Origin of the sequence: Nitratireductor sp., from assembly GCF_017794765.1 — a bacterium.
GTDB lineage: Bacteria > Pseudomonadota > Alphaproteobacteria > Rhizobiales > Rhizobiaceae > Nitratireductor.
In genome coordinates, this window is sequence record NZ_CP051236.1 from 617,952 (window position 1) to 636,367 (window position 18,416).

Annotated in this window: 16 protein-coding genes; 4 read left to right on the plus strand and 12 right to left on the minus strand. The window is 60.1% G+C overall.

Annotated features, from left to right (window positions below; translation table 11 throughout):
• Positions 1 to 26 precede the first annotated feature (26 nt).
• A complete protein-coding gene (gene leuB, locus HF949_RS03005) occupies positions 27 to 1,136 on the plus strand; it encodes a 3-isopropylmalate dehydrogenase (protein ID WP_292898232.1) in 1,110 nt (369 codons plus the stop codon).
• A 324-nt stretch (positions 1,137 to 1,460) separates the two neighbouring features.
• Complete coding sequence (locus HF949_RS03010; protein WP_292898233.1) at positions 1,461 to 2,495, plus strand: aspartate-semialdehyde dehydrogenase; 1,035 nt, start codon at positions 1,461 to 1,463, stop codon at positions 2,493 to 2,495.
• 240 nt (positions 2,496 to 2,735) lie between these two features.
• On the opposite strand, the gene rpsP is transcribed toward HF949_RS03010, so the two are convergent.
• The 5 genes from rpsP to HF949_RS03035 form a co-directional block, all read right to left on the minus strand.
• Positions 2,736 to 3,146 carry a 30S ribosomal protein S16 gene (gene rpsP, locus HF949_RS03015; protein WP_292898234.1) on the minus strand — a complete coding sequence of 137 codons (411 nt, stop codon included), beginning with the start codon at positions 3,144 to 3,146 and terminating at the stop codon, positions 2,736 to 2,738.
• Positions 3,147 to 3,171: 25 nt separating this feature from the next.
• Complete coding sequence (locus tag HF949_RS03020; protein ID WP_292898235.1) at positions 3,172 to 3,675, minus strand: GNAT family N-acetyltransferase; 504 nt, start codon at positions 3,673 to 3,675, stop codon at positions 3,172 to 3,174.
• Between the two features lie 2 nt (positions 3,676 to 3,677).
• Entirely contained in the window at positions 3,678 to 4,010 is a 333-nt protein-coding gene (locus tag HF949_RS03025) for a chorismate mutase (RefSeq protein ID WP_292898236.1), read from the minus strand.
• Positions 4,011 to 4,019: 9 nt separating this feature from the next.
• On the minus strand, positions 4,020 to 5,588 hold the full coding sequence (gene ffh / locus HF949_RS03030; protein WP_292898237.1) for a signal recognition particle protein: 1,569 nt from the start codon (positions 5,586 to 5,588) through the stop codon (positions 4,020 to 4,022).
• A gap of 954 nt (positions 5,589 to 6,542) precedes the next feature.
• Complete coding sequence (locus HF949_RS03035) at positions 6,543 to 7,166, minus strand: DUF1236 domain-containing protein (RefSeq protein WP_292898238.1); 624 nt, start codon at positions 7,164 to 7,166, stop codon at positions 6,543 to 6,545.
• A 213-nt stretch (positions 7,167 to 7,379) separates the two neighbouring features.
• Here HF949_RS03035 and HF949_RS03040 point away from each other — a divergent pair, with 213 nt between their 5' ends.
• Entirely contained in the window at positions 7,380 to 8,195 is an 816-nt protein-coding gene (locus tag HF949_RS03040) for a lytic murein transglycosylase (RefSeq protein WP_292898239.1), read from the plus strand.
• A gap of 168 nt (positions 8,196 to 8,363) precedes the next feature.
• Here the strand turns inward: HF949_RS03040 and HF949_RS03045 are convergent, their stop codons facing one another.
• The 5 genes from HF949_RS03045 to HF949_RS03065 form a co-directional block, all read right to left on the minus strand.
• A complete protein-coding gene (locus HF949_RS03045) occupies positions 8,364 to 9,587 on the minus strand; it encodes an argininosuccinate synthase (protein ID WP_229449462.1) in 1,224 nt (407 codons plus the stop codon).
• 186 nt (positions 9,588 to 9,773) lie between these two features.
• Positions 9,774 to 11,315, minus strand: a complete 1,542-nt coding sequence (locus tag HF949_RS03050) for an indolepyruvate oxidoreductase subunit beta family protein (RefSeq protein WP_292898240.1) — start codon at positions 11,313 to 11,315, stop codon at positions 9,774 to 9,776.
• Between the two features lie 10 nt (positions 11,316 to 11,325).
• Entirely contained in the window at positions 11,326 to 13,479 is a 2,154-nt protein-coding gene (locus HF949_RS03055) for an indolepyruvate ferredoxin oxidoreductase subunit alpha (RefSeq protein ID WP_292898241.1), read from the minus strand.
• 51 nt (positions 13,480 to 13,530) lie between these two features.
• Positions 13,531 to 14,013 carry a MarR family winged helix-turn-helix transcriptional regulator gene (locus HF949_RS03060; protein WP_292898242.1) on the minus strand — a complete coding sequence of 161 codons (483 nt, stop codon included), beginning with the start codon at positions 14,011 to 14,013 and terminating at the stop codon, positions 13,531 to 13,533.
• Between the two features lie 188 nt (positions 14,014 to 14,201).
• Positions 14,202 to 14,990, minus strand: a complete 789-nt coding sequence (locus tag HF949_RS03065; protein ID WP_292898243.1) for a cyclase family protein — start codon at positions 14,988 to 14,990, stop codon at positions 14,202 to 14,204.
• 411 nt (positions 14,991 to 15,401) lie between these two features.
• Between HF949_RS03065 and holA the strand changes: the two genes are divergently transcribed.
• Complete coding sequence (gene holA, locus HF949_RS03070; protein WP_292898244.1) at positions 15,402 to 16,442, plus strand: DNA polymerase III subunit delta; 1,041 nt, start codon at positions 15,402 to 15,404, stop codon at positions 16,440 to 16,442.
• A gap of 221 nt (positions 16,443 to 16,663) precedes the next feature.
• Here holA and HF949_RS03075 read toward each other — a convergent pair whose 3' ends face one another.
• A complete protein-coding gene (locus HF949_RS03075; protein ID WP_292898245.1) occupies positions 16,664 to 17,533 on the minus strand; it encodes a ParB/RepB/Spo0J family partition protein in 870 nt (289 codons plus the stop codon).
• A gap of 57 nt (positions 17,534 to 17,590) precedes the next feature.
• The gene (locus HF949_RS03080; protein WP_292898246.1) at positions 17,591 to 18,379 is read right to left on the minus strand and encodes a ParA family protein; all 789 of its coding nucleotides are present in this window, start codon (positions 18,377 to 18,379) and stop codon (positions 17,591 to 17,593) included.
• Positions 18,380 to 18,416 lie beyond the last annotated feature (37 nt).

Below are 18,416 nucleotides of genomic sequence, written 5' to 3' on the forward strand. Positions count from 1 at the left end.
GAATTCCCAAGTTCGAGAGGCTTTTCATGGCAACGCGCAAACTCCTTCTTCTCCCCGGCGACGGCATCGGCCCCGAGGCGATGGCCGAGGTCAAGAAACTCATCGAAATGATGAACGCCGATTTCAACGCCGGGTTCGAGACCGAGGAAGGCCTCGTGGGCGGTTGCGCCTATGACGCGCACGGCCAGTCGATCTCCGATGCCGACATGGACAGGGCCATGGCGGCGGATGCCGTTCTGTTCGGCGCGGTCGGGGGCCCCAAATGGGATGGCGTGCCCTATGAGGTTCGTCCCGAAGCCGGCCTTCTGCGCCTGCGCAAGGAGATGGAGCTTTTTGCCAATCTGCGCCCGGCCATCTGCTACCCGGCGCTGGCCGCCTCTTCCTCGCTCAAGCCGGAAGTCGTGGAAGGGCTCGACATTCTGATCCTACGCGAGCTGACCGGCGGCGTCTATTTCGGTGAACCGAAAGAGATCACCGATCTCGGCAATGGCCAGAAGCGTGGCATCGACACCCAGATCTACGACACCTACGAGATCGAGCGCATAGCCGGCGTGGCCTTCGAGCTGGCCCGCACCCGGAGCAACAGGGTCTGCTCTATGGAAAAGCACAATGTGATGAAATCGGGCGTGCTCTGGAAAGAGGTCGTCACCAACACGCACAAGGCCAAATATTCCGACGTCGAGCTGACGCACATGCTGGCCGATGCGGGCGGCATGCAGCTCGTACGCTGGCCCAAGCAGTTCGACGTCATCGTCACCGACAATCTCTTCGGCGACATGCTGTCTGACGTTGCCGCCATGCTCACCGGCTCGCTTGGCATGCTGCCTTCGGCCTCGCTCGGCGCACCGGACGAGAAGACCGGCTCCCGCAAGGCGCTCTACGAGCCCGTGCACGGTTCCGCACCGGACATCGCTGGCCAGGGCATCGCCAACCCGATCGCCATGATCGCATCCTTCGCCATGTGCCTGCGTTACTCGTTCAACATGGTCGAGGAAGCGGATCGGCTGGAGAAAGCCATCGCTTCGGTTCTGGACGACGGCCTTCGCACGAAAGACCTGATGTCCGACGGCATGACCGAGGTCGGAACCACGGCCATGGGCGACGCCATTGTCGCCAGATACAAGGCGCTTGCCTGACGCGTCTTTGCGGCCGGCATGGCTGGCCGCACACGCTATTTCGTTGACTTGCGCCCGATTCAGCGTAAAACAACGCGCGGAAACGGAGACCCCTTTGCCATGCGCGCGCATCATGAAGCGCCATCAGCACAAAGTTTTTTGAACGCGGCCGGGAACGGCAGCGTCGGTTTCCGCTTTACCAAAACGACAGCCAAAACGACGACCAAAACGGTCTGACGCCTCGGCTGCTCGTTCTCTCCCCGGGCCCAGCCGGGGAGAAGATGCCTGCCGGATGCAGGCCATCAAATCAAAGCCAAGCGGAGAGAGACAGGAGTAACAAACCAGATGGGTTTCAAGATAGCTGTCGCCGGCGCCACGGGGAATGTCGGCCGCGAAATGCTCAATATCCTCGAAGAGCGCGGCTTCCCGGCAGACGAGATCGTCCCGCTTGCTTCCCGCCGTTCAGTCGGCACCGAGGTCTCCTATGGCGACAAGACGCTGAAGGTTAAAGCGCTCGAGTCCTACGACTTTTCCGACACTGACATCTGTCTGATGTCGGCTGGCGGCACGGTGTCCAAGGAGTATTCGCCGAAGATCGGAAAGCAGGGCTGCGTCGTCATCGACAATTCGTCGGCCTGGCGCTACGACCCTGATGTGCCGCTGATCGTTCCCGAAGTGAACCCCGACGCGGTCGAGGGTTTCACCAAAAAGAACATCATCGCCAATCCGAACTGCTCCACCGCACAGCTCGTGGTCGCGCTGAAGCCGCTACATGAGGCAGCAACCATCAAGCGCGTGGTCGTGTCCACCTATCAGTCGGTTTCGGGCGCGGGCAAGGAAGGCATGGATGAACTGTTCGAGCAGACGCGCGCCGTTTTCGTCGCCGATCCGATCTCGACCAACAAGTTCACCAAGCGCATCGCCTTCAACTGCATTCCTCATATCGACGTCTTCATGGAAGACGGCTTTACCAAGGAAGAGTGGAAGATGGTCGCCGAGACCAAGAAGATGCTCGATCCGAAGATCAAACTTACGGCCACCTGCGTGCGCGTGCCGGTGTTCATAGGCCATGCGGAAGCAGTAAACCTCGAGTTCGACAAGCCGATCACGGCTGACGAGGCCCGCGAGATCCTGCGCGAGGCGCCAGGTTGCCAGGTCATCGACAAGCGCGAGGATGGCGGCTACGTCACGCCTTACGAAAGCGCCGGCGAAGACGCCACCTATATCAGCCGCCTGCGTGAAGACCCCACGGTCGACAACGGTCTGGCGCTTTGGGTTGTCTCCGATAATCTGCGCAAAGGTGCTGCTCTCAACACGGTTCAGATCGCCGAGCTTCTCGTGGCACGCGGCCTGATCCAGCCGAAGAAGGAAGCTGCCTGAGACAAGGCGGTTCTTTGATCGAAGAATGAGGAAAGCGGGCCTTCGGGTCCGCTTTTCTTTTGCGCCGCGTTTGTGTGTCGTGGTTGGCGCTCGCCCCTCATCCGCCTGCCGGCACCTTCTCCCCGCATACGGGGAGAAGGTAAGGGTGAGGGGCAAACGCCATCACCGATCACAACAGCACACCAAACAAAAATAGCGGGCCTTTCGACCCGCCATTCTCAATAGACATGCCTGCAAAGCTTATTCGCTTGCAGCAGCCTCTTCAGCCGGTGCCTCGGCGGCGGCAGCTTCGGCCTCGGCTGCAGCGGCCTTTGCGTCTTCTTCGGCCTGCTTGGCGGCATCAAGACGCTCCTGCGCCTTCTTGCCAGGCTTCGCCTTGTTCGGATTGCTGCGCTCGGGGCGCTTGGCAATGCCGGCCTCATCGAGGAAGCGCAGAACACGGTCGGTCGGCAGCGCGCCGTTGGCGAGCCAATGCTTGATACGCTCTTCGTTCAGAACGACACGCTCGCCATCCTTGGGCAGCATAGGGTTCCAGGAGCCGACCTTCTCAATGAAACGGCCGTCACGCGGGCTGCGCACGTCGGCGATGACGACGTGGTAGTAAGGACGCTTCTTGGAGCCCGCACGGGCCAGACGAATTTTCAGTGCCATGGTTTCTTCCTTTCGATAATGGCTTTCAGGCCGGCAACACGTGCCGGAATCTCAGGCGCGGCTCGCCGCGCAGTTCTGTGGGAGACATGGGCTCGGCACCCAGCCTCCTTGCAACGGCCTGTGAGGCCAGATTGTCCGGATGGACGAAGCTCATAAGCGGCGGCAGTTTCAGGTCTTCGGCTGCCCAGACCTGCACACGGCGGGCCGCCTCAACCGCGTAACCCTTGCCCTCGAAACCGGCATAAAGGCTCCATGCCAGCTCAGGCTCATCAAGAAGTGGTGGATGCCACAAACCCACATAGCCGGCCACCGCGTCCGTGTCTTTCAGCTGAACAGCGAACATGCCATAGCCGTTCAGCGCCCAGGCACCAGCCATGGATGAAAAGCCTGTCCACGCCTCAAAACCGTTTTTCGGCCCACCAATATGGCGTGTACGCTCAGGATCCGCGCAAAAGGCCGCATATGCAGGAAAATCCTCCCGCTTCCAGCCGCGCAGGATCAGGCGCTCGCTTTCGAGGACCGGTGTCATGCTCAGGCCTTCTCACCGGTCTTGGAGCCATTGCCGTGCTCCTCGGCAATCGCCTCGTGATGGCGGATCACCTCGCGGATAATGAAGTTCAGGAACGTCTCGGCGAAATCCGGGTCGAGATTGGCGTCATCGGCGAGACGGCGCAGGCGCGCAATCTGGCGCTCCTCGCGAGCGGGATCAGCCGGCGGCAGATCGTGAACAGCCTTCAGGTGACCAACGGCCTTGGTACAGCGGAAACGCTCGGCCAGCATATGCACGAGTGCCGCATCGATATTGTCGATGGAGGCGCGCAGCTCGAGAAGCTGTGCCATGGCCTGATCCGTTTCGTCGCTCATCGCATTCCCTTACTTCTTTTTGGGCAGGCCAGGCAGTCCACCGGGAAGCCCCGGCAAGCCGCCACCCGGCATTCCCGGCAACCCTTTGGGAAGCCCGCCCTTGGGCAGACCACCGCCGAGGCCAGCCGCTTCTGCCTGCTTCTGCAGAGCTTCGAGCTGCTTCGGATCCATCTTCGAAAGATCGGGCATGCCAGCGCCCATGCCAGCGCCCATGCCACCGAGCCCCATCTTCTGCGCCATGCCGCCCATCAGGCCACGCATCATGCCGCCCTTGCGGCCCTTGCCGCCCATGGCCTTCATCATGTCGGCCATCTGGCGATGCATCTTCAAGAGCTTGTTGATCTGCGCCGAATCCGTGCCGGAGCCGGCGGCAATGCGCTTCTTGCGGCTATGCTTGAGCAGCTCCGGATTGGCGCGCTCCTTCGGCGTCATAGACTGGATGATGGCGATCTGGCGGCCGAACATCTTGTCGTCGAGACCGGCAGCAGCCATCTGATCCTTCATCTTCCCCATGCCGGGCATCATGCCCATGATACCGCCCATGCCACCCATGTTCTGCATCTGGCGCAGCTGCTCGGCGAGATCGTTCAGGTCGAACTTGCCGGCCTGCATCTTCTTGGCCATCGCCGCGGCCTTTTCCGCGTCGATGGTTTCGGAGGCCTTCTCGACCAGCGAAACGATGTCGCCCATACCGAGAATGCGGTCGGCGATGCGCTTGGGATAAAACTCCTCGAGCGCATCCATCTTTTCGCCAACACCAATCAGCTTGATCGGCTTGCCCGTGACGGCGCGCATGGAGAGCGCCGCGCCACCGCGCCCGTCACCGTCCATACGGGTCAGGACGAGGCCGGTGATGCCGACACGGTCGTTGAAATTGTTGGCAAGATTGACGGCATCCTGACCGGTGAGCGAATCTGCAACGAGCAGGATCTCATGTGGGTTCGAGGCGCTTTTGATGTCGGCCATCTCGACCATCAGCGGCTCGTCGATATGCGTACGGCCTGCCGTATCGAGGATCACCACGTCATGACCGCCGAGCTTTGCCGCCTGTGTGGCGCGCCTGGCGATCTCGACCGGTGTCTGGCCGGCAATGATCGGAAGCGTGGCGACACCGGTCTGCTCGCCAATCTGTTTGAGCTGTTCCTGTGCGGCGGGACGGCGCGTGTCGAGCGACGCCATCAACACCTTCTTGCCCTGCTTTTCAGTCAGGCGCTTGGCGATCTTTCCGGTCGTGGTGGTCTTGCCGGAGCCCTGCAGACCGACCATCATGATGACAACGGGCGCCGGCGCGTTGAGGTCGATCGTCTCGCCCTCGGTGCCCAGCATCTCGACCAGTTCGTCATGAACGATCTTGACGACCATCTGGCCGGGCTTGATCGATTTCAGGACCTCAGCGCCAACCGCCTTTTCGCGCACGCGATCGGTGAAGGAACGCACCACATCAAGCGCCACATCCGCCTCGATCAGCGCACGGCGCACCTCGCGCAGGGCCGCAGAGACATCCGCCTCCGACAGCGCACCGCGGCCCGTCAGGCCATTCAGGATGGAACCAAGGCGTTCCTGAAGCGATTCAAACATCCGCGTTCCTCATGTCTCGCATCACATTCATCTGTGCGAGAGGTAATGCATCCGCGCCAGGGCTTCAAACATCGCGCAAAGCCGAAAAGCACCCGGGGGCGCATCGCGCTGCCGGGTGTTGACCTCCAGGATCATCGTTTGCCGTTGAAACGTGCCCTGGTCGGCTGCTCGGAGTTGTCACTCGTCGCGGAATTTCGCGCCTGTAGACAGGAAATCGCTCCCAGAGTCAAGAAGAGCGTTCTCTGGGCCTCGTCGGAGCCCGCAGATCCGGGTGTTCAATTCTTGACTGCCGAAGATCTGCGTCTCTCCAGTTCCGCTTTTCGCTTCTCTTCGCCGCACATCTCCAGGAGATGAGTGGGAAGGTCCTCGCAGAAGCCAGGATAGTATCGCGCAGCCAGCCAGACAATGAACCAGCTGGATGCAACCTGTCGTTCAATTGGCGCTCCTGCAGGCAAAAGTGGGGATTGGCCGGACGGGGATACGCCACCCACTGCCCCAGGCGCAGCCGCCGCCGATGCACTCCCGTGTTCCTCGCCCGATTGAAATGGCAGGGTGTCACCTTCGAAAAGCCGCGCCTCAGCCGGGCGAGAGAAGGAAGAAACGAGAACGATAGCCGCCATCATCGCCATTGGAGATGCGCCTACTCGTCTAACCACGTCTAGAGATGTCATAACAATTCCTGTTCTTGAAATATCGCGCACCGCGAACCTGCGCTCTCTGCACACGACCCTCGCGAAAGGCACATATCCGCGGCAAAAAGCCTGGGCTGGTATCCGCATGCACTTGGCAATACAAATTAGCTGGCTAATATTATGAGTGAAATTGCCGACTTTATTTTCTGGCGTCAAGTCTCAGAAAGACGACCCCTCAAAAAGATCGCTGCGGCGACACAGTCGCCGCAGCGTGAAGTCTCCCACTTGGCCGGTTCAATAACCTGGGGATCGACTCTACCGTTTACCGCAGAACATAGACGATGCGCCGCGTCTCAGGCTCGATCAGAACCGGCTGCTGGTTCACATAGACGTAGCGGTACTCGTAGTCAGGAATCTCACGCACTTCCACTGTTTCGGGAACCACGGCTCCAACCACTGCCTCGCCCTCCAGATATACAGGTTCAACCCGGTTGCTCTGGATATAGGTCGTGACTTCCGCTGGTGGTGGAGCAATGGGTTCCACCGTGCCGAGAGCCGTTTTGCGGCCAATCAACTCTCCGCGCAGGGGTTCAACTTCGACACTTGAGGTCGCTTCAAAGGAGACCGGGGGCAACGCCTCGGTTGGACGTTCGGTCACCACTACATAGTCCCCACCGCCTCCGAAAGGCGCTGTCAGATAGTCCGAATATGCCCAGCCATTCACGCCGGCATGATTGACCGCGCACCATTTACTGCCTTCTCGGCAACCTTCGATCTCGGCTTCCTCGTTCACGCCGATAACGCCAACAATGGGATATTGCGGACCAGGTCCCGAGCGGATGTTGAGGTCGGCCGTTGCTCTGGCAAGCACCTCCGCACCGGCAACACCGGTCAAGGCCAAAAGCGCCGCTCCTGCGGCTGCACCTTTGAGAAGCATCGTGTTCATGGCTTGTCTCCAGTCGGTTTCAACTGGGGCTCAAAACGGACCGGACCGCGATGAGTTCCGAAAGAGACGACCGCAAACGAGATGATTCTCGCCGCGAAAGGGTTCGGTAATGACCGTTATGCTAGGAAACTCAACGCTTGCGACCGCCGACATGTTGTGTAATCGCTGGCAACATCACATTATATAGCCATCATTTATCTTAAGGAGAGCAACATGGCTTTCGGGGGAAGAGCGGTGGTCCTGGCCGCTGCGGTTAGCGCCTCACTTCTCATGGCGGGGCATGCTTCCGCCGCGCAGTGTGGGAACAACGCCGGGGGATTCGAAACCTGGAAGGCGCAGTTCAGCCAGGAAGCGGCGTCACGCGGTATCGGCCAGCGAGGCCTCAACGCGCTGGCGAAGACCCGGTACGCCAGCAAGACCATCGCTGCGGATCGCGGACAGAAGAGCTTCAAGCTATCGCTGAATTCGTTCATGCAGAAGCGGGGTTCGAACGCAATCATATCGCGCGGCAAGGGGATGAAGAAGAAATATGCTCGTCTCTTCGCCAATATCGAAAAGCGCTACGGCGTTCCTGCCGGACCGCTGATTGCCATATGGGGCATGGAAACGGGATTTGGCGGATTTCTCGGAAATCAGAATATCGTTTCAGCGGTTGCCACGCTCGCCTATGATTGCCGTCGCTCCGACTTCTTTACAGGCCACCTCTATGGCGCACTGACCATGGTGGACCGTGGAATGCTGCACCCTGACGCTCGGGGCGCCGCTCATGGCGAGATCGGCCAGACCCAGTTTCTTCCAGGCAACGCTCTCAAATATGGTGTCGACGGTGACGGCAACGGTCGCGTCGACATGATCCGCTCCAGCGCTGACGCGCTCGCCTCCACCGCAAACTTCCTGCGGGCTCATGGCTGGCAGCGCGGCGCTGGCTATCAACCCGGCCAGCCGAATTTCCGTGCTATCCAGGGCTGGAACGCTGCAAGCGTTTATCAGCAGGCCATCGCCATCATGGCCAAGGAGATAGATGGGTAAGGAGCGTCCCGCAAAGCGGGCGAAAAGCCTGCGATTTGGCTTTTTGAGCCACGAACGCCCGGAGCAATAGCGAAGGGCCGACAGGCGCCAAATCCTGCCCCCTGCTGCTCAACACACAAAAAAGCCGGCTGCGTTGCCGGCTTTTTTATTATCGAAACGCTGGAGCGATCAACGGCCGCGCTTTCTCGCTGCCAGAGTGCGCAGGCGCAGGGCGTTCAGCTTGATGAAGCCGGCTGCGTCCTTCTGATCGTAGGCCCCCTGATCGTCTTCAAAGGTGACCAGAGCGTCGGAATAGAGCGACTTGTCGGATTTGCGACCGGTCACGATCACATTGCCCTTGTAGAGTTTCAGACGCACTTCGCCTTCCACGTCCTCCTGGCTCTTGTCGATGGCCGCCTGCAGCATTTCGCGTTCGGGCGAGAACCAGAAGCCATTGTAGATCAGCTCCGCATAACGCGGCATCAGTTCGTCTTTCAGATGCGCTGCACCGCGGTCGAGCGTGACGGACTCCATGGCCCGGTGGGCCGCAAGGAGAATGGTACCGCCAGGTGTCTCGTAGACACCGCGAGACTTCATGCCCACGAAGCGGTTTTCGACGAGGTCGAGGCGGCCAATGCCATTGTCGCGGCCAAGATCGTTCAGCGCCTTGAGCAGCGTTGCCGGCGAAAGCGCCTCGCCATTGATGGCCACGGCGTCGCCCGCCTTGAAGGAGATGGTAATCTCGGTCGGCTCGTCGGGCGCATCCATCGGCGAAACGCTGCGCTGGTGAACATATTCCGGCGGCTCGATCCACGGATCTTCAAGCACCTTGCCTTCCGAGGAGGAGTGCAGAAGATTTGCATCGACGGAGAACGGTGCCTCACCCTGCTTGTCCTTCGGCACCGGGATCTGATGCGCCTCGGCGAAATTGATAAGATCGGTGCGGGACTTGAACTCCCAGTCGCGCCATGGCGCGATCACCTTGATGTCCGGGTTGAGGGCATAGGCGGAAAGCTCGAAGCGCACCTGGTCGTTGCCCTTGCCGGTCGCACCGTGCGCGATGGCATCCGCCCCGGTTTCGGCGGCGATCTCCACCAGACGCTTGGAGATCAACGGACGGGCAATCGACGTACCCAGAAGATAGACGCCCTCATAAACGGCATTGGCGCGGAACATCGGGAACACGAAATCGCGCACGAATTCCTCACGCACATCCTCGATGTAGATTTCCTTGATGCCGAGCATCTCGGCTTTCTTGCGCGCCGGCTCCAGCTCATCGCCCTGGCCGAGATCGGCGGTGAAGGTCACCACTTCCGCGCCCAGCTCCGTCTGCAGCCATTTGAGGATGATCGAGGTATCGAGGCCGCCCGAATAGGCAAGAACGACCTTTTTCACGTCTTTGAGTTTCGTCATGGTCTTTCCCGGTATGAGAGGTTCGGCATGGCCGGCCGGCTCCGCACGACGGAGCCTTGGAAGTCGAGGCGACTAATATCAGGAATGGCGGCGCGGGCAAGGCCAGTCCCCGCAAATGCCGAAATCTGGACATGAAAAGGGCCACACCGTTTCCGGCATGGCCCGGGCCCCCTCCGCCAGGGAAAATCAGGCCGCCTTCAGTGTCTCCACTGTCTTGAGCGCCCCATCGAGCAACTCGCCCTTCTCGTCCTTGAGGGCGGCTTCGCGCAGCCGCCGCAACCAATCTGCCGCATCGTCGCGGCCCTCCAGCAGGGGCAGACCGGAGAGCACGCGGTCGAATTTGGAATGCGCGCGCACATGCGTGTCGCTGTAACCCTTGATGAGCCGGCGACAATTGAGAATCTCAACCGCCAGCGCATAGTCGCGCTGTGCCGTGTCGAGCGCCAGCGCGTACCATCGCTCCAGATGCGCTTCTTCCACCTGGTGACGCAGCAGCGACCGGCGCCATGGCCGCAGCGTTCCGATCAGCCAGAGCGCACCAAAGCCAAACAGGCTGTCGGTGCGGATGCGCCGGCCGCGATTGATGCGACGGTCGACCCAGTGGGCAAGGCCCGGCCGGTTTTCGATGAAGCGGCCAAGCCTCGCCGGCAGCGTGCCACAGAATTCTTCCACGCGCGGGTGAAAGAACTCGGTCACCTGGAGCACATTGGCTTCACCGACCTTCATTTCCGTGCGGATGCGTTCAGCGCGTGCAGTTCGCGTTTTGAGATCGGCAACGCGTAGAATGTCGTCATAGCACATGGCGTTTGCCACATGCTTTGCCGCCGCTTCTCCCAACGCATAACTCTTTTCCGCACTGTCCGCTGCCAGTGCCTTGTCCAGCCGGTCGAGATACTCCGCGCCATAAGCCAGGTCCTGATAGTCGACCACCTTGCGCAACCCGGCAAGCGCCATGCTCCTCACAGGTTCGGGATAGGCCTCTGCACGGGCGGCCAGCGCGTTCCAGCGCGCCACAAGCCTCTGCGGTCCGTCCACAGTGATCTGCTTTGAAGCCGGTGCAGCATCCGGGCGGCCTTCTTCCACACGCGCACCGGACACGGTGAGATCGTATGCCCTGCCGAATGCGGCAAGGCTGGCTTTCACCCCGCGCCCGGACGCCTCGATGGTCTTCTCGTAGCTTTCGCGCGGAAATGGCAGGGCACCGGAACCGGCCAGCGCCCCGAACAGGCTCGATGAAATGACGGAGCCGGCTTCCACGGCCACCTTTTCCATATCGAAGCAGATGTAGCGGCTCGCCGCCTCGCGCGCGTTTCGGTGAACGGTGGGCGAATCCGCCCGCCCGTCGCCTGGCTCGACCTTTTCCGAAACGGCGGCAATGCGGTGCGCAGAAGCAATCAGCGTCGTGCGGTCGGGCGTCACGAAACCGCGCATCACCGCACGCCCCGCCTCCATGAGCTCCGCCGCAATCAGAATGTCGATATCGCCCTGCGCAGGGGCCAGGGAGAAAACCGGACGGCGTCCCGTATCAGGGCACATTTCCACATAGTAGATCGTCGCACCCGTGCGCTGCGCCACGCCCGCAACGGAGGTCGCCTGAGCGAGATAGCCATTGCGCTCTGCCACATCGGTGATCCAGTTGGTGAGAACACCACCGCCCTGTCCGCCCACGGCGAGAATGGCGAGCTTGATGATTTTCTGGTCTTCTTTTGCTTTCATACGCTTGGCCATGATCGATCCCTCAAGCGTCGGCGAATGTCAGGCGCCGCTTTTCACGACGGGATTGCAGGAAGCCTGTCACCCCACGGCGCACCCTGTCGGTAAAACGGTCCCACCAGCCCGGATTGTGAACCACATCCGCGCGATAGAAGGACGGGCACAGAACCGCCGCGTCCGCCACCTCGCCGCAATTACCGCACCCTACACAGGTGTGGTCGATTGAGGCCACCGGGTCGTCCCGCAGCGGATCGTCCAGCTTCTTGACGGAGAGCGACGGACAGCCTGAAAGGCGCATGCAGGCGTGATCGCCCGTACAGACATCCTCATCGACACCGAAACGCGGTTTCACCACCCGCTCGCCGCCGGAGATCGCCTTGGCGGTCAGGGGCTTTTCGCGGCGCTGGCGGTTGAGCATGCATTCGGAAGAGGCCACGATCACCTTCGGCCCCTTCTCCTTGGTCGTCAGCGCCTCACGCAGCGCCGCGCGCACCTTCGTCACGTCATAGGTGCGGTCGATGTGCCGGACCCATTTCACGCCCATCCCCTTCACCGCATCGGTGATCGGATGTTTCGTGGACTTGGTGGGATTGTCGGCACGAGAGGAGAGAATGTCCTGCCCGCCGGTCGCCGCCGAATAGAAATTATCGACCACGACAATGACACCGTCATTCTCGTTGAAGACCGCATTGCCGATCGAGGAGGTCAGGCCGTTGTGCCAGAAGCCGCCATCGCCAACGAAGGAGATCGAGCGGCGTTTGGCGTCTGGCGAATTGAATGCGGATGCAGACGCCGGTCCGAGACCATAACCCATGGTGGTCGCGCCCAGCTCGAAAGGCGGCATAATCGAGAACAGGTGGCAACCGATATCCGATGAAATGTGGTGTGGCCCGAGCTCCTGTTCGATCAGCTTGGTGGCAGCGAAGATTGGCCGCTCGGGGCATCCGGTGCAGAAGCCCGGCGGCCGGCCCGGCACTACTTTGGCGAGATCTGCTGCCAGCGTGTTTTCGCCTGGTGCATTGGGGGCCAGCACCTGGGCCGCCAGAAGCTCCGGCGCATTGGCACGCAGATAGGCGCTGATGCCGTCGAGCATGACCTGGCCGGTATATTCACCCGCCATGGGCAGAATATCCTTGCCGAGAATGCGCGTGTCGACACCCTTCTTGTGCATCATCGAGGCGATCGCCTGCTCCAGATAGTTGGGCTGCCCTTCCTCCACGATCAGGACAGATTCCTTGTCCTCGCAGAAGTCGATCACCTCGTCATCGATGAGCGGATAGACCGCGTTGAGCACATAGAGCGGCACATCGGTCTCACCATAGACATCGGCAAGGCCGATGCGCTGAAGCGCCCGGATGACGCTGTTGTACATGCCACCCTGAAGGATGATGCCGGCCTTGCCCCGCTCTGGCCCGAAAAATTCGTTGATCTGGCGCGAGCGGATGAAATCCACCGCAGCCGGCATGCGCTTTTCCACCTTCTCCTTCTCATGCAGGAAGGAAGCGGGCGGCAGCACGATGCGGTTGGTGTCGCGACGCGGGTTTTCCAGCGCATCAGCCACCGTCATCTCCGGGCGCTTGTTGTCTTTCGTCTCAAAACTTCCGGTCACGTGGCAGCTTCGGATGCGCACCATCAGCATGACCGGAGTGTTCGAAACCTCCGACAGCTCGAACCCGTCTTCCACCGCCTTGACGATGGAAGGCAGATTGGGTCGTGGATCGAGGAGCCAGACCTGGCTCTTCATGGCGAAGGGATGGCTGCGCTCCTGCATGATGGAGGAACCTTCGCCATAATCCTCGCCGACGATGATGAGTGCACCACCCGTCACACCGCCTGAAGCAAGATTGGCAAGGGCGTCGGACGCCACATTGAGACCAACCGCCGACTTGAACGTGCAGGCGCCGCGAATGGGATAATGGACGGAAGCCGCCAGCATGGCGGTTGCGGTGGCTTCCGAGGCACTGGCCTCGAAATGGACGCCGAGTTCACCGAGAATGTCCTGGGCATCAGCAAGAACGTCCATAAGATGGCTGATCGGCGCGCCCTGATAGCCGCCGACATAGCCCACACCGCATTGCAAAAGCGCCTTGGTGATGGCGAGGATCCCTTCGCCGTGAAAGGTTTCACCGGCCCCGAGCCTGAGCTTCTGGACCTCTTTCACAAACGAACGTTCAGCCATAATCCAGTCTCCCGTCGCTGGCGCCGCGGTTTCGCACCGCAGTCAAGCTCGCTAAAAGTTATGCTTTCTGATGTTGCCGAGGATTTTCTGTAGCGTTGCGACGAACGCTGCGTACTCCGCATCGTCAATATCCCTGAACATCTCGGCAAAAGCGTCGTGCATGGCCGGCCACGCCCGATTGAATTCCTCCCGCCCCTTGTCTGTAAGGAAGATGTGGCGGGTACGGCTATCATCCTGACAGGCCTCGCGCCGGACAAGACCCTGCGCCTCCAGCGCGTCGAGCGTGCGGCTCATGGTCGATTGCTCGATCACCGTGTAGACAGAGAGCTCGTTGATCGACATGCCGTCTCCGACTGCCAGAACTGCAAGCGCACGCACCTGCGGCACCGTGAGCCCCTGCCGGCGCAGGTCCTGCCGCAGGGTCGCGTTGTAGCGCCCCATGATACGATTCATCAGATAGGGCGCAAATTGCTGGAGCCCCATCTGGCCCAGCGTTTCAATTCTCGAGTTCCTGCTATCCAAGCGTTCGTCCATCAAAGCTTCTCCGCCAACAGGCAACGTGAGATGCCAGCCCACCTGCCATCACACAGAAACGGGATAAGCCGCCCAGATCGTCCAGATCGCCCAGATCGCCCAGACCGAAGGACCTTTGGAGAAGCGGGCAGCGGATTGAGGCAGCTACCCTTGGTCCTTCTGTCGGGGTTCAGCATGAAGGAGCGAACCTAGTTTCGCGCCACGAGCGCCAGAACGCGGCAGGGACTTCCCGTACCATGCTCAATTTTAAGCGGTGCCGCGATGAGAATCGCTCCCTTCGGCGGCAATTTGTCGAGATTGGCAAGGCTGGCAAGTCCGTAACGATTGGCCTTGTGCAAGAGGTTGTGCGCGGGGAATGGAGGCTCCATCCCACCGGCCTGCCCGGCATCGGTTCCGATCGTTTCGCTGCCCCAGCCGATGATCCCCTTGTCAAGCAGATAGGTAATCGCTTCGGGTGTTGGCCCCGGTGAATGCGGGCCGGTTTCATCAGCGTTCAGAAAGCTTTCTTCTGAGCCATTGCGTTTGTACCAGTCGCTACGCAACACGACCCACTCGCCCTTCTGAATTTCACCATGTTCGGCCTCCCAGGCCTTGATGTGATCCACGGTCAGAAGGAAATCGGGATTCTCCGCGGTTTCCTTCGAACAGTCGATGACATTGACCGGAGCAACGAAATTCTTTGGATCAATCGTATCGGTGGAACCATCTGGATGATCGCGCCCGGTAATCCAGTGGATCGGCGCATCGAAATGCGTGCCGGAGTGTTCGCCAAGCTTGAGCCAGTTCCAGGCCCACCAGGGACCATTATCGTCGTAAGCGGAAATCTTGTGGATCTCGATCTTGGGCGTGTCCACGGCAAGCTCTGGTGGAAGCTTGAGAAGTGGCGTGTTGGGCCCCAACACCGCCGAAAGGTCGACAACCTCGACTTTGCCAGACAGCAACTGGTCCGCAAATTCGCTCATAATGGACTGACTCATAGGTCTCCTCCCAAAAACGTTCGAGACCGCTGCGGAACGTCACCGGCGGCCCAGAACGGTCTAACCGAAAAAGAATGCATATGCAAATATCTTCAAAAGCCCGGTCACATGCATAAAACCAGGAATCCGCACTTCAGAAAGCATATGCCTGCTGAAGTTGCGATATCAGCTCGAAGATCAGTAATCTCTCGTGGATCGCAACCCGCATCAGAAAGTTTCATATGCATATGAACTGAGCAAGGTTTGAAGCGTCCCGGTCGTTCACCTCCAACCGATCCGCAGGCTGGGTAAAGCATCCACCACGCCCTCCGCAGAAGAGAAGAGAGCCCCGTGTTCAACCACACTCAACGTGCTGACAGACACTCTTTTTTCACTGATGCCCTCGGCGGTCTGCTGTGGTATCCAGCCGACATGGCACAGAAGAAAGCGCATGAAGTTGACCGCTGGCTGACCAGGCCGGAGCAGGCTTACCGGATTATCCTGATATACGGACCGGATCGCGGTCTCGTCAGCGAACGCGCCAAACGCTTCGCCATGGGGACAGGCCTGCCTTTGGATGATCCCTTCACTGTAGTGCGTATGGAGGCAAGCGAAGTAGAGCAGCAGCCCGGACGGCTGGCCGATGAAGCGCAAACAGTGCCGATGTTCTCCGATCGGCGTCTGATCTGGGTGAAAGGTGCAGGCAATCAGAAGGCTCTGGTCAGCGACCTCACCACTCTCATCGCAGAGCCGCCAGCGGATTGTTTCATTCTCGTCGAAGCAGGCGATCTGCGCAAAGGTTCTTCTTTACGTTCTGCCGTGGAACGGGGCGCAGGCGCCATGGCGTTGCCCTGTTATGCCGACGACGGGCGCGGTATCGACGCCGTGATTGACGAAACCCTCGGCAGTGCGGGACTCAAAATTTCACTGGAGGCACGCCAGCTATTGAAAGCCAACCTCGGCGGCGATCGTCTGGCGACCCGCGGTGAGCTGGAAAAGCTGACCCTCTACTGTGCCGGGGCCAACGAGGTAAACCCGGAAGATATCCGGCTCCTCATCGGTGATGTGGCAGGACTGAGTGCGGATGAGGCGGTCGACGCGGTCATTTCCGGCCGCTTTCAGGCGTTTGACATTGCCTTCCAGCGCTTTCTGGCCGCTGGCAATCCACCTTTTCTGGTGCTCTCGGCAACACTTCGCCAAATACATGCATTGCAGATCATGCGACAGGCAATGGACAGCAAAGGTGTGAGTGCGAGTGCTGCCGTGGCCGGAGCCCGACCTCCGATATTCTTTTCACGACGCAAAACCGTCGAGAATGCGCTCAGCCGGTGGAATAGCATCGCATTGCAAAACGCGGCTGAAAGGCTGCAGGCGACGATCCTGCGCACGCGACAGAAGCCGGCACTCGCCGGCTCAATCGCCCGGCAGGCGCTGCTGGCCCTGACCGTGGAAGGCGCGCGCGCCCGTCGTTAACGCGTTGATAACCATGTAAAGTGCTGATCGAAAACGAAAGTTTCTCCCCGAGTTGCTTCCTGGCGTTGTCGGGAGCCAGCCTCAGGGAAAAAGGCCTGGTTCCTTTCATCAGACCTTCGGAGTTGTTCAGCGCTTCTTGGAAACGCCCTTCGACCTGTCTCGTTCTTCGCCTTTATGCGGCCGTCAGGTGTTTCTGCCAGACAGCGGGATACCCCGCGGTTTTATTGCTGAAGAAGCCGGCACAACTCATCCAACTGCTCGAGCGAGCGATAGGCAATCCGCATCTCGCCTCCACGCTCCTTGTGGTTGATCACCACTTTGAGTCCGGTGCGATCGCTCAAAAGTTTCTGGAGCGCCAGCGTATCCGCGTCCTTGTCTTTCTTGGGTGCCCGTGGCGCCTTTTCCTCACCGTGCGGCGCGGCGGCCAGCGCTTCCGCCTGGCGAACGGAAAGCCCGTCCTCGACAATACGCTGAGCAAGAGCGACAGGATCTTCGGCCGTCACCAGTGTGCGCGCATGACCTGCCGACAGTGACCCGTCGACAATAAGATCACCAATCGCATCCGGAAGCTTCAGGAGACGCAACGTGTTGGCGACGTGACTGCGGCTCTTGCCGATGACCTGCCCCAGATCGGCCTGCGTGTAATTGTGCTCATCGATAAGCTGCTGATAACCCCGCGCCTCTTCCAACGGGTTGAGGTCCGCGCGCTGAACATTCTCGATGATGGCCAGCTCCAGCGCCGCCTTGTCGTCCACTTCCCGCACAATCACCGGGATTTCCGTCAAACCGGCGCGTTGCGCGGCGCGCCAGCGGCGTTCGCCGGCGATGATCTCGAAGCGGCCTGGCGCATCTCCGGAGCGCACGACGACCGGCTGCACGATACCGTGTTCGCGGATTGACTGTGCCAGGTCGCTCAAATCGCTCTCGGCAAATTGCCGGCGCGGGTTGCGCGGATTGGGAGAAATGAATTCGATCGGAACAGAGCGGTCGGCCCGAACCGCCTCTTTCTGCTCGGCTTCCGGCTTGTCCATCTCGCCGATCAACGCGGCCAGACCGCGCCCCAGGCGCTTGCGTGAAGGATCTTCGTTCATGTCACAACACCATCAACCACAAAACTCAGTTTTCCTGCGAGCGCCTGCGCTTCCAGCTCATGCTGCGCGCAGCCGACGCTCCCGGCGAATCACTTCGGACGCAAGCTGCAGATAAGCCTGGCTGCCCGAGCACTTCAGATCGTAAAGAATCGCCGGCTTGCCATAGGATGGCGCTTCGGAAACTCGCACGTTGCGCGGGATTATCGTGTCATAAACCGTATCGCCCATATGCGCGCGCACATCCTCCACCACCTGGTTGGCAAGATTGTTGCGTCGGTCAAACATGGTAAGGACAATGCCCTGAATACCAAGATGCGGATTGATCGATCCACGCACCTGCTCGACAGTTTCCAGCAACTGACTCAATCCCTCCAGCGCAAAGAACTCACACTGCAGCGGCACCAGGATTGAATCCGCCGCAGCCATGGCGTTCAACGTGAGAAGGTTCAGCGACGGCGGGCAGTCAACCAGAACATAGGAATAGGGGATGCCGTCGGCACTGAGGGCGTTGCGCAACTTCAGGACACGATCTGGAGCGCTGGATATTTCCATTTCGATGCCAAGAAGATCGAGAGTGGACGCAACAATCGAGAGACCCGGAACCGCGGTTTCCATGGCGGCTTCAAGAATGCCCGCATTGCCTGTCAGGACGTCGTAAGATGACACCAGCCGTTTTTGACGGTCGATACCCAGACCCGTACTGGCGTTACCCTGCGGATCAAGATCAACCACGAGAACATTCTCGCCGATGGCAGCCAGCGCCGTAGCGAGATTGATGGCCGTTGTCGTCTTGCCGACCCCGCCCTTCTGGTTTGCGACTGTGATGATTCGCGTGCCGCTGTTCATCGCTGCTGCTACCCCGATCTGATCCTACTGAAAGGTC